This window comes from Pseudarthrobacter sp. BIM B-2242, from assembly GCF_014764445.1.
GTDB lineage: Bacteria > Actinomycetota > Actinomycetes > Actinomycetales > Micrococcaceae > Arthrobacter > Arthrobacter luteus_A.
Map to the genome: position 1 here is coordinate 1861288 of NZ_CP061721.1, position 11379 is coordinate 1872666.

9 protein-coding genes are annotated in these 11379 nt (G+C 65.8%); 5 read left to right on the forward strand and 4 right to left on the reverse strand.

All coding sequences use genetic code 11. The features are described from left to right. Positions 1–178 precede the first annotated feature (178 nt). From IDT60_RS08510 to IDT60_RS08520, 3 genes are read right to left on the reverse strand one after another with little or no spacing between them, the layout of a single operon-like run. Complete coding sequence (locus IDT60_RS08510; RefSeq protein ID WP_191081575.1) at positions 179–787, reverse strand: DUF3618 domain-containing protein; 609 nt, start codon at positions 785–787, stop codon at positions 179–181. After that, positions 784–1215, reverse strand: coding sequence for a phage holin family protein (locus IDT60_RS08515; protein ID WP_164200060.1), 432 nt, complete (start codon positions 1213–1215; stop codon positions 784–786). Before IDT60_RS08515 ends, IDT60_RS08510 begins: the two co-directional genes overlap by 4 nt. Further along, a complete protein-coding gene (locus IDT60_RS08520) occupies positions 1212–2039 on the reverse strand; it encodes a hypothetical protein (protein ID WP_191081576.1) in 828 nt (275 codons plus the stop codon). The genes IDT60_RS08515 and IDT60_RS08520 overlap by 4 nt, the downstream gene beginning before the upstream one ends. A gap of 301 nt (positions 2040–2340) precedes the next feature. Here IDT60_RS08520 and IDT60_RS08525 point away from each other — a divergent pair, with 301 nt between their 5' ends. The 4 genes from IDT60_RS08525 (at position 2341) to IDT60_RS08540 (ending at position 8105) form a co-directional block, all read left to right on the forward strand. Next, on the forward strand, positions 2341–2796 hold the full coding sequence (locus IDT60_RS08525; RefSeq protein WP_191081577.1) for a MarR family winged helix-turn-helix transcriptional regulator: 456 nt from the start codon (positions 2341–2343) through the stop codon (positions 2794–2796). A 42-nt stretch (positions 2797–2838) separates the two neighbouring features. After that, positions 2839–3645, forward strand: coding sequence for a BTAD domain-containing putative transcriptional regulator (locus IDT60_RS08530; protein ID WP_191081578.1), 807 nt, complete (start codon positions 2839–2841; stop codon positions 3643–3645). A 646-nt stretch (positions 3646–4291) separates the two neighbouring features. After that, positions 4292–4924: a dihydrofolate reductase family protein gene (locus IDT60_RS08535; protein ID WP_191081579.1), complete on the forward strand. Its 633-nt coding sequence runs from the start codon at positions 4292–4294 to the stop codon at positions 4922–4924. Between the two features lie 31 nt (positions 4925–4955). Then, complete coding sequence (locus IDT60_RS08540) at positions 4956–8105, forward strand: HAD-IA family hydrolase (protein WP_191081580.1); 3150 nt, start codon at positions 4956–4958, stop codon at positions 8103–8105. 11 nt (positions 8106–8116) lie between these two features. Here the strand turns inward: IDT60_RS08540 and IDT60_RS08545 are convergent, their stop codons facing one another. Continuing rightward, positions 8117–8566, reverse strand: a complete 450-nt coding sequence (locus IDT60_RS08545; protein ID WP_191081581.1) for a universal stress protein — start codon at positions 8564–8566, stop codon at positions 8117–8119. Positions 8567–8748: 182 nt separating this feature from the next. Between IDT60_RS08545 and IDT60_RS08550 the strand changes: the two genes are divergently transcribed. Then, positions 8749–11340: a cation-transporting P-type ATPase gene (locus IDT60_RS08550; protein WP_191081875.1), complete on the forward strand. Its 2592-nt coding sequence runs from the start codon at positions 8749–8751 to the stop codon at positions 11338–11340. The last annotated feature ends 39 nt before the right edge of the window (positions 11341–11379 follow it).

Sequence of the window (11379 nt, forward strand, 5' to 3'; positions counted from 1 at the left end):
GGGCGCGGAGCACGCGGCTGATGATGGTGGGAAGAAGGGCGAGCAGCAGTTTTTTCATGAGGCTTGTTTCCCTTTGTCTCGTGTAGCCAGCCCGTCGGTTGACCGGCTGTCCTGGCGGTTCAGCCGTCAGGGCCGCCCTTCGCGGAGGAAGGGCGGCCCTGACGGGCTTCACGCCGTCCTACGTGTTCTGGACGGTGTCCTTGGCGTCGGTGGCGCGGTCTTTGACGTCGGCTGCTGCGACCTGGCCTTCGGCTTTGACGTGGTCGGCGGCGTCGGTGGCGGTGGCCTTGACGTTTTCCATTGCTTCGCGTGCCGGTTCCTTCAGGCCTTCGGCCATGTCCTTGGCGGCCTCGGTCAGTTGGGTGGTCATGGGTTCCGCGGCGGTTTTGATGGCGTCCGCTGCTTCGCGTTCCTTCTCGCTGGCCGGGATCAGGGAGGACAGCAGCATGCCGGCGCCGAAGGCGATCAGGCCGGCGGCCATCGGGTTGCCCTGCGTTTTGGCCTTCAGCTGTTGCGGTGCGTCGCTGATGGCTTCGCCGGCGTCATGCAGGGCGTTCCCGGCGCTGTCGGTGCGGGTGTGGACCCCGCCCTGGACGCGGTGGGTGACGTCGTCGGCTGTTCCCATGACTTTCTCCTTCACGCCGAACACGGCGTCCCGGACTTTGCCGGTTTGGCGGTGGACGATGTTGGACGGGGAGACTTTGTCGGCCACGGCGTCCACGTTGGTGCCCAGTCGGGCGCGGGTTGCTTCTATGTCTGAACGGATTGCGTCCGGGTTCTCGCTCATCGTTTTACCTCACCGGGTTTCAGTGTTGGGGGGATTTCTGAGAGTGTTTCGGTGGTTTGGGGCATGCCCTTGACCGTTTTGAGTTCCTTCTTGCCCATGGAGGCCAGGATGGCGGCGATGATGCCCCAGATGAGGGCGACGACGACCGCGGACCAGCCCAGGCCCATCAGCTCGCCCAGGGCGTACCAGAGGGCGATCGATAGGAACAGCAGGACGAAGTGCCCGGCCACGCCGGCGCCGGCGAGCATGCCGCCGCCCTTGCCGGCCTTGGACGCGGACTCTTTGAGTTCGGCTTTGGCGAGTTCCACTTCCTGCCGCATCAGCGTGGACAGGTCGCGGGTGACCTCACCGAGCAAATCACCCAGCGACGTGTTGTCCGCCTTCACATGTGCCTCCGACGGGGGAGTCCCGGGTATCTGGCTGCTCACAGGGGGCGTCCTTCCGTGCGTCGGCCGGGGGTGTTGCGGAACGGGTCATCGTCTTCCCGCAGCGGCGTGTCGGCAGGGCCGCCCGCCGGCAGGGTCTGCGTCGAGACGGGGCTGGCGCCGGCGATCACCGGCTCATCAAAGAGGCCACGGTCGTCCCCGGCGGCGAATACTGTTTCCTGGCGGATGACGCCCCTCTGTGCCGGGGCTGTCGTGGGTGCGGGAGGGTATGCCTGCCCGGCTGCGCTCCGCTGTGCCTCCGGTGCACCGGCCGCCAGTCCCTTCGTGAGCCGTCCCGCCAGAATGCCCGCACCGGCGGCCAGTAGAAGGAACGTTCCCGGACGTCGCCGGGCGAACGTCTGCACCTCGTTCAACAGTGAGCCGGGGTCCCGGCCGTCAAGCCACGACGCCACGGATTGGGACCTGTCGGCAGCCTGCCGGATCAGATCCGCTGCTACGCCCGGCTGCTCGGAGGTGTCCGCCATGGTGCGCAGTTCGGTGGAGATGGAACGGATTCCCTCGGCGACCTTCTGCTGCTGGGTGCCTGCCTGGCTGGTCAGGTCCGACTTGGCCTGGTGCAGGAGGTCCCGGGCGTTGGTTTTCACCTCCGCGGCGACGCCGGCCGCTTCCGCCTTCGCCGTCTCTGCCACGTCACGGACCGCGCCGGCTGCCTGCCCGGCTACTTCCGTTGCCTCTGACTTGGCTGCCCCGGTTTTGGAGGCGGACGTGCCCTGTGGTCCGGAAGTCGTGGCCGGGGCCGGGTTGCCGTACTGGTCCAGCTGGTCACCTGTGGTCGGTGCTGCCTGTGGCCATTGGTTTTCAGTCATGATCGCTCTCTTTCGTGAAGGAGTTCGCCGTGAGGAGCTGCCAGTCCTGCTGGCTCCCAATTAGTAAGCAAGGTTACTAATTAGATACTAAGCACACTTGCTATGCGATGCGCAATGCTTCCGCCTTCACGCCGGCCGGAGTTCGATTAAGAGCTTTGGCTAGGCGGGGCCGGAAGGGGGTGGCGGCAAATGCGCTTGCCAAGCTGATACTAAGCATGCTTATGGTAGGCCGTGCACGGACTGCGCAGATAGACAGATACCAGCGCGGCACACCCGCATACTTAGGGAAGGACCGTTCGCGATGACCACCGACTCCGGGCATGACCTCGAGGATGGCTACCGTCTCCTGTCCCAGGCCGCACGGCTGGTACAGCGCCGCCACAATGAGGTGCTGGCGCCACTGGGACTGACCTGGGCGGCCGCGGTGGCCATGGAAGGGCTCGCGGCCGGCCCGCTCAATCAGGAGCAGCTTGCGGCTGCCGTACATGCCAAGAGCCAGACGCTCGGCAGGATTCTGACGCGCCTCCAGAGTGAAGGCCTGGTGAGCAGGACACGCGATCGCCGGGACCGGCGCCAACTGGTTATAGGGCTGACGGACGCGGGCCGTACGGCCCTCAACGCAGTCCGTCACGCGCACACCCATGCCTTCCCCTCCAGCCTGGACCCCCGCGGGTGGAAGGTGCTCCGGGGGGAGCTTGCCCGGTTCGTGGACTGCCTGCAGACGCAGGACCGTGAGGGGTCACCCCCTGCCGGATGATGCGCAGGCCATTGACAGGCCGCACCGGACTGCGGAAAGTGGTTGTTACATCTGTTCCAGCTCTTCAGCCCCACGCTGGATTTGGGGGTACCCATGGGCAATGACGGCTATGGATTCCAGTTGCGGCTGCTGCAATCGTGGCAACTTCGTCGGGACGCCGAGGTAGTACATGTCGCAGTACGGCAGCAGCGCCTTATTTCGGCGCTGGCAATCAGCGGGTCGCGGCCCAGAAGCTACCTGGTCGGCCTGCTGTGGCCTGAGAGTCCGGAGTCCAGGGGCCTCGAAAGCCTTCGCGTCACCGTACACCTGATCACCCGGCAGATCCCCGGCCTGCTTACCAATGGGGGAACCACGCTGTCCCTGAGCGAGCTTGTGGATGTGGACCTGCACCGGCTGCGCGCGCAGATCCGGGAGCTGAGCCTGGCAGGACTGAATGGAAACGTCCCCTCGTGCCTCCAGCAGCTGCGGGATGCAGACCTGCTGCCCGGCTGGTATGACGATTGGGTGCTCTTCGAACAGAGCAGGCTGCAGCAGGACCGGCTCCACGCCTACCATGTCATCGCCCGCGAGTCCCTGGCACGGTGTGATTATGAGTCCGCCCTTGAGGCTGCGGAGGGGGCACTGGAACTTGAACCGCTCTACGAAAGTGCTGTCGGAATCCTTATCCAGGCTGAACGGCGGAGGGGAAATGATGCTGTTGCACTTCGCGCTTTTGAAAGATATGCGTCCAAACTGCAGGGGGACATGGGCCTGGCGCCGTCCGAGGCCGTCCGACGCCTCGTATCGGACATACCCGTGGAGCGCCTCGAGCGCACTAGGCCCCGCGCGGAGACCCCGGCCGGGCTTTGAGCCATTGGCGCACTATTCTCAGGACCTCTTCCGGGTCAGCTGTAGAGACAGTGCTTGTCACGCCGTCCGGAGTCTGGCTATACGTCAGCCGGGCGCGAAAACCGGGCGCCTGGTCCGGCTCGTCCCAGGTGCGGATTACGAGGGTGCCCATGGATGGGGCCGCTTGGTCTGACGGGAATTCGCCGGGGGGTCCCGACGGCGGGTCATCCGTTGTCATGGCAGGTCACCTTACTCTCATACCGCGAACACCATATCGAGGGAATTTCCCGGATGCTGCCTTGATACTGCAGCAAAAGAATCAGCAATCAACCTAACTTGGCGAAAGGTTTGCTCAAGATCGCCGGGCCGGCTTTATCCGCGGACATCGGCGGGGCTATTTCACATTGGAACACCTCTGTGTGTGACCCACCCTGACTCTGAGTACAGCACGAGGTGATTGGACACTTCGGTGACGGCTTCCTGCTAGTGACGCTCCTGCCCCGGCCCCGGCCCTGGCTCAGGCCCTGGCTCCGGTCCTCGCACTTGCCGAACGGGTCTGGCCCGGACCGGCCGAAGCAGCCGAGCCCGTAGCACCGGCCCCTTGAACGCCTGATCGCGCAGGAATACGATGGCCGCCACGGGCGGGGATCCGAATGAGGAGACGGTCATGGGCAACATATCTGCAGAAGCATCGTCAGCGACCCTGATGATCGATCTGATCATCTCCCTTGACGGCTATGCCTCGGCTGAGGGGTGGCCCGGCTGGTGGGGGCTGGAGGGGCCCGAATACCTGGCCTGGCTCGGGCAGGAGGAGAAGAAGGGCTATACCTTCCTGATGGGGGCCAACACCTACCGGCTGATGTACGGCATGTCAGAGGAAGCCGCGGCCGAGGACTCAGGGTTTTCTCAAAACGAGGGCGCCAGCCTGACCGGACTTGCAGCTGTTCCGAAGATCGTCTTCTCTTCCACTTTGACGGCGCCCCTGGCGTGGCCCAACTCGGAACTGGTGACCGGGGACGCGGTGGAGGCCGTGAACGAGATCAAGCGGACCAGGACCGGTCCTCTCAGCACCCTTGGCAGCCTCAGTCTCTGCAGATCCCTGCTGGCCGCCGGCCTCGTGGACAGATTCCGGGTGGTCATCTTCCCGGTGATTACCGGCCGCACCGGCAGTGAGCGGATCTACGACGGCTACCCGGACGTTTCGCTTGAGATGGCGGACAGCAGGACGTTCGACGGCCGGATCCAGCTGCTCGAGTACGTCCCCACGGTGCTCGACGGTCCGCCGGGAGGCACCCAGTGAACCAGCCGTCCGGGCGCTGACCGGATAAGCCATGGCCGGCTCGCCCACCGCCTCAGCGGCGCTGTCTCCCTTTGACGCCGTGATCTTCGATCTCGACGGTGTTGTCACGGACACCGCCACCGTGCATGAGGCCGCCTGGAAACAGCTTTTTGACGGCGTGCTGAAAGACCCCGGGATTTCCGATGCAGCCCGCAAAGACCCGTTCAGCGCCGATGATTACCTGAAGTACGTGGATGGCAGGCCGCGGGAAGACGGCGTGAAGTCCTTCCTGGCCTCCCGGGGTGTCACCTTGCCGGTTGGCAGGCGCAGCGATGCCCCCGGGGAACTCACGGTTCATGGCCTGGCCAGGCTTAAGGACCGGATCTTCAAGGAACTGCTGGGACGCGATGGTGTCCGGACCTTTCCCGGCACGGTGGACCTGATCGAACGGCTGCGGGCATCACGGATCCCCGTGGCCGTTGCAACCTCGAGCCGGAATGCCTCCGCTGTCCTGGCGGCCGCCGGCCTTTCCGGCGCATTCGACCTGGTGATGGGCGGAGTGATTGCCGCCGAACTGGGGCTGCCCGGCAAACCCGACCCCGCGGTGCTGCTCGAAATCGTGCACCGTCTGGGCGTCCCGCCGGCCCGCGCGGTGGTGATCGAGGATGCCATCGCCGGAGTCGAGGCCGCCCGGCGCGGTGGCTTCGGCTTGGTGGTGGGCATCGACAGGGCCGACAGGCGGGCCGAACTGGAGGCGGCGGGCGCCGACGTCGTCCTGACTGATGTGGGGCAACTGGACCTGGGCCGGGTGCTCACCGACCCGTGGCGCCTCGTCTATGAAGGCTACGATCCCGCCCATGAGGGGCATCGGGAGGCGCTGACCACCCTTGGGAACGGGTACCTGGCTGTCAGAGGCGCTGCTCCCGAAAGCCGGATGAGTGACATCCACTACCCCGGAACGTATCTTGCCGGGATCTATAACAGGCTTGTGAGCCGGGTCCAGGACCAGGATGTAGAGGACGAGCATATGGTCAACGCCCCCAACTGGCTGGTGCTGGACATTCGGCTGGAAGGTTCGGACTGGTGGTCCAGGGGCGGCCTGAAGGTGCTGCGGGAGCGGCGGGTGCTCGACATGCGCCGGGCCATCCTCGAACGGGACGTGGTTCTGGAAGCACCGGACGGGCGGCGGCTGGGGGTGAGCCAGCGCAGGTTCGTGTCGATGGCCCAGCCGCACCTGATGGGCCTCAGCACATCCCTGACTGCCCTGGGGTGGAGCGGCACGGCAGAGATCCGCAGCGGCGTGGACTGCGGAGTCACCAATGAGAACCTCCCGGAGGACGCGCTCCTGTCCCACCACCATCTGGTCCGGCTGGGAGTGTCAGACGCGGACGGGCCGGTTCCGGTTGTGGAAGTGGAAACCAGCCAAAGCCACATCCGGATCGCCACTGCCGTGCGCACCGAGATCGCCGGGAAGGACGACGACGGCGGGCCGGGTGAGGAGGAAGGGGTCTACTTCCGCGCCTGGCATCTTGAGCTGCATGATGCAGCGCCCGTAGTGATTACCAGGACGGCGGCAGTGGTCACCTCCCGCGACCACGCAATTTCCTCGCCTGCCGTGGCTGCGAGGTCCGTGCTCCGGACTGCCGGCCACGATTTTGAGAAGTTGCTCGCCGGGCACGAGGATGCCTGGGGACGGCTCCTGGGCCTGTTCGCCATCGAAATTGACGGCAGCCCGCAGGTCCAGCTCATCCTGAACCTCCACGTTTTTCATGTGCTCCAAACACTCAGCCCGCATACCGCGGAAGTGGACGCCGGGGTGCCCGCGCGGGGTTTGCACGGCGAGGGCTACCGCGGGCACATCTTCTGGGACGAGCTCTTTGTCCTTCCCCTCCTCACGTCCAGGATGCCCTTCGTGGCCCGCTCCCTGATCAATTACCGCTGGCGCAGGCTTCCGGCGGCCCGGGAAGCCGCCGCCGCAGCAGGGCTTCAGGGAGCACTTTTTCCATGGCAGAGCGGCAGTGACGGGCGCGAGGAGACGCCCCTCTGGCTCTTCAACCGGCGCTCGGGCCGGTGGGTGCCGGACTACTCGCACCTGCAACGGCACGCAGGCCTTGCCGTCGCCTTCAATGCGTGGCAGTACTTCCTGGCCACGCAGGACAGGGAATGGCTCCTGCGGCACGGCGCAGAACTGGTCCTGGAAGTGGCACGGCTGGTGGCATCCATGGCCGAATATGACCGGGAAGCTGACAGGTTCCATCTCCGGGGCATCATGGGCCCTGACGAATATCACACGGGATACCCGGACAGCCCCGGTGCAGGCCTTGACGATAACGCGTACACAAACGTGATGGCCGCCTGGGCATGTGCCCAGGCCTGCAGCATCATGACAACTCTCCAGGGACACGACCTCGAAGAACTGCAGGCTCGGCTGGCCGTCAACCCTGCCGAAGTGGCACGGTGGAGCCACATCAGCACCCGAATGTTCGTACCGTTCCATGACGGCATCATCAGCCAGTTTGCCGGCTACGAACAATTGCTGGAACTCGACTGGGATCACTACCGGACCGCGTACACAAACATCGAACGCCTGGACCTGATCCTGGAAGCCGAGGGGGACAGCACCAACCGGTACCGCCTGGCCAAGCAGGCGGATGTGCTGATGCTGCTCTACGTCCTTGGCGAGATGGAACTGACGCAGTTTTTGGCCGGCCTTGGCTATGGCGTTACCGGCCCCCAAATTGAAGCGACAGTCGACTACTATCTCGCCCGCACGGCGCACGGCTCCACCCTCAGCCGCGTTGCCCACGCGTCAGTACTGGCCGCCCGGGACCCGGACCGGGCCTGGAATACCTTCCGTGAAGCCCTCAGCGCAGACCTTGACGACACCCAGGGCGGTACCACCCGGACCGGGATTCATCTTGGTGCCATGGCAGGAACAATAGACGTTGTGCAGCGGAGCTTTGCCGGCCTCAGGATTACCGGTGACGCGCTCCTCTTCGCACCCAGAATGCCCAAGGGGATAAGAACGGTGTCATTCCACGTCCGCTACCGGGACCATCTGTTGGCGGTGACCCTGGAACACGGTCTCCTGACCCTCTCAGCAGCTCCCGGAGATGCACCCGCCATCTGGCTGCAGGTGGGCTCCGACCGCGTCCTCCTGGGCGCCGGCGACACACGGCAGTTCACCCTCGCCCCCGGCTAGCACCTGTTCGGTCACAATGATTTTTCCGGCTTGGGTGTGTGCACCACGAGGACGGGGCAGTGCGCGTGGTGAACACACGCAGCACTGACAGACCCGAGCAGCAGTCCTGTGAAACCGCCGTGACCGCGGCTTCCGACCACCAGCATCAGGGCGTGGCTGCTGCCATCAACCAATGACGTCCGTGCGGACCCGTGCACGAGCCTGGCAGTGACATGCCCGGGACGTTCCGCACCGAAGGCTTCCGTGAGCGCACGCTCAAGATTCTCCTCGGTTTCGCGGGCGAACCCTTCCACGCCCATCGCCAGGTAGCCTTCGTACCCCGCCGGATACTCCCAGCACGCCCAGGCTTCAAGGCGAACCCCAAGACCCATGGCCAGGCGGTTCCCCAGCCGGAGGGCCTCGACGGAAGCCGCTGAACCATCGACGCCAACGATGATCTTTTCTTCAGTGCCTTTGGCCATGATTGCCTCCTCGCGTGCACAGCTTCCTCACAGCATGTTCCCGGCCCGTATAGACCAACAGGGTCCAAGGTCACCACCCCTCCCGCTCCGGCGAAGGACGCGAATGACCTTTGGCCCTAGTCAGTGCTGCGCCGCGGGTGCAGCCTGTCAGCGGACCAGGCTTCGGCGACGATGGAGCAGCAGTGGCGCAACGCGAGGGTCCGCCCCCGTCGGGGCCGGACGCGACCGGTTTGACCTCCGACCGTGCCGCCGCCCTGCTGCGGGAGTCGGGGCCAAACGTTCTGCCGGCGGCGAAACCGGTGCCTCAGTGGCGCAAGCTCGTGGGCGAGCTGACGCATTTCTTTGCCCTGATGCTTTGGTGCGCCGCTGTGCTGGCTTTCGTCGGCGGGATGCCGCAGCTGGGTGCTGCAATCATCGTGGTAGTGGTGGTCAACGGGATCTTCGCCCACATCCAGCAGGAACGCGCGCAGCACGCAACAGCTAAACTGCGCGGGCTGCTGCCGGCAGAGGTCTCTGTCCTCAGGGACGGGCACCCGCGGCGGATCCCCGCCAGCGAACTGGTCCCGGGGGACGCCGTTATCCTGACGGCGGGCGACAGGGTGCCGGCCGACGTCGTCCTGGTTCTTGGCTCAGGCTGCGCCCTGGATGAGTCCTTGCTGACAGGCGAAAGTGACGCCGTGCCGAAAGCCGCCGGCGAGCCTGCCTGGGGCGGGACATTCCTGGTCAATGGCGAGGCAGAGGCCGTCGTGACCCGCACCGGCGCGGACACCAGGCTGGCCGGCATTGCGAAGCTGACCAGCGGGACCGTATCTCCGCCAACCCCCCTGGCCCGCGAACTGCGCAGGATCGTCCGCCTCATAGCGGCTGTGGCACTGGCTGTCGCCGCGGTTTTCTTTGTTGTGTCGCTGCTGGTGGGCATCCCCTGGAGCGCTGCCTTCCTCTTCGCCATCGGCGTCGCCGTTGCTTTGGTCCCCGAAGGGCTCCTGCCGACCGTGACGCTGTCCCTTGCCATGGGGGCCCAACGGATGGCGGGGCACAACGCACTGGTCCGCAACCTGGAAGCGGTGGAAACCCTGGGGTCCACGACTTTCATCTGTACCGACAAGACAGGAACCCTGACGCAGAACCGGATGAACGCCGTCGAAGTCTTCACGGCGGACGGCAGGGTAACCGTGTCCGGGGAGGGGTACGGGCCGGTAGCTGAGATCGGCGGAACCGCGGTGGCAGCCGCAACGCGGACCGCGCTCGCAGCACGCGCAGCCTCCCAGGGCCGGGCCGTCCTGCATGGCGGGGAGTGGCGCGCTGACGGTGATCCGATGGAGGCCGCCCTTGACGTCCTGGCCCGCAGGCTTGCACCAAATGCCCCGGGGATTGCGAAGCCCGCCCGGCGGTTCGCGTTTGACCCGAGGCGCCGCCGGGAGTCAGTTGTGGCCGGTACAACCCTCTTTGTCAAAGGGGCGCCGGAATCAGTGCTGCCCCTTTGCGGCGCGTCCGCGGACGCTGCGGCGGAGGAAGTTGAAGCCATGGCTTCGCGCGGGCTGCGGGTCATAGCGGTGGCTGCGCGTGACCTGCCCGGACCTCTGCAGGACTGGCTGGAATGCCGGGCGGAGGAAGCCGAAACGGACCTTGTCCTGCTCGGGCTGATCGCCCTCCACGACCCGCCAAGGCAGGGCGTCGACGAGGTGATCCGGACCGCCCGGGACGCCGGCATCCGGATCGGCATGATCACGGGTGACCATCCGGCAACAGCCGCCGCCATCGCCCGCGAAATCGGACTTGCCGGAACACCGGAAGTGGTTCTGGAAGGATCGCAACTGCCCGAGGACGAACAGATCCTTGGCGCCATGCTGGACCGCGACGGCATTGTGGTGAGCCGGGTCTCCCCGGAACAAAAGCTCCGCGTAGCCAGGGCCCTGCAAAGCAGGGGCCACATCGTGGCCATGACCGGTGACGGTGTCAATGACGGTCCAGCCCTCCAGGAAGCCGACATCGGGGTGGCGATGGGCCTCAGCGGAACAGACGTTGCCCGTGAAGCCTCAGACCTGGTTCTCCTGGACGACCACTTCGGCACCATCGTGGCAGCAATCGAACAGGGCCGCGCCACCTACGCCAACATTCACCGATTTCTGACCTACCACCTGACGGACAACGTTGCCGAGCTGACGCCCTTCATCATCTGGGCACTCTCGGGCGGGCAGTTTCCCCTCGCCCTTGGCGTACTTCAGATCCTGGCCCTGGACATCGGCACCGATCTGCTGCCCGCCCTCGCCCTCGGCGGGGAACCGCCGGGGAAGGGAGTCCTCAAGCGGCCACCGGAAAGACGCCACCTGATGGACCGCCGGCTGATGTTCCGGGTGTTCTGCGTGCTGGGTCCGGTCGAAGCGGCGGTGTCCATGACGGCATTTTCGGTAGTGCTGTTCGCCGGCGGCTGGACGCGCGGGGACCAGCACGATGCCGGCCTGCTGATGACGGCTTCCGGCGCCGCCTTCACGGCCGTTGTTCTTGGCCAGCTGGCGAATGCCTTCGCCTGCCGAAGCGCCACCCGGCCGCCCTGGAACCAAGGCTGGTTCACGAACCGCCTGCTGCTCTGGGCGGTGCTCGCCGAAATTGGTGCCCTGACTGTGTGCCTCTTCGTTGGTCCCGTGTCCGCAGCGCTCGGGCACCTCCCGCCGCCGCCCATCGGATTCGCCCTCGCCGCGCTGGCAGTTCCTGCGGTCCTGGCCGCGGACGGGGCCCACAAGAGGCTAAGGCAGGCTGCCAACAGCGTGCGTTAGCACGGCTTGTCCCCACACGGCGTTCACGGGACCAAAGAC

Bases quoted from the DNA above. Each gene is read 5' to 3' on its own strand.
- IDT60_RS08510 (WP_191081575.1), bottom strand. From the start codon at position 787: ATGAGCGAGAACCCGGACGCAATCCGTTCAGACATAGAAGCAACCCGC.
- IDT60_RS08520 (WP_191081576.1), bottom strand. From the start codon at position 2,039: ATGACTGAAAACCAATGGCCACAGGCAGCACCGACCACAGGTGACCAG.
- IDT60_RS08525 (WP_191081577.1), top strand. From the start codon at position 2,341: ATGACCACCGACTCCGGGCATGACCTCGAGGATGGCTACCGTCTCCTG.
- IDT60_RS08535 (WP_191081579.1), top strand. From the start codon at position 4,292: ATGGGCAACATATCTGCAGAAGCATCGTCAGCGACCCTGATGATCGAT.
- IDT60_RS08540 (WP_191081580.1), top strand. From the start codon at position 4,956: ATGGCCGGCTCGCCCACCGCCTCAGCGGCGCTGTCTCCCTTTGACGCC.
- IDT60_RS08545 (WP_191081581.1), bottom strand. From the start codon at position 8,566: ATGGCCAAAGGCACTGAAGAAAAGATCATCGTTGGCGTCGATGGTTCA.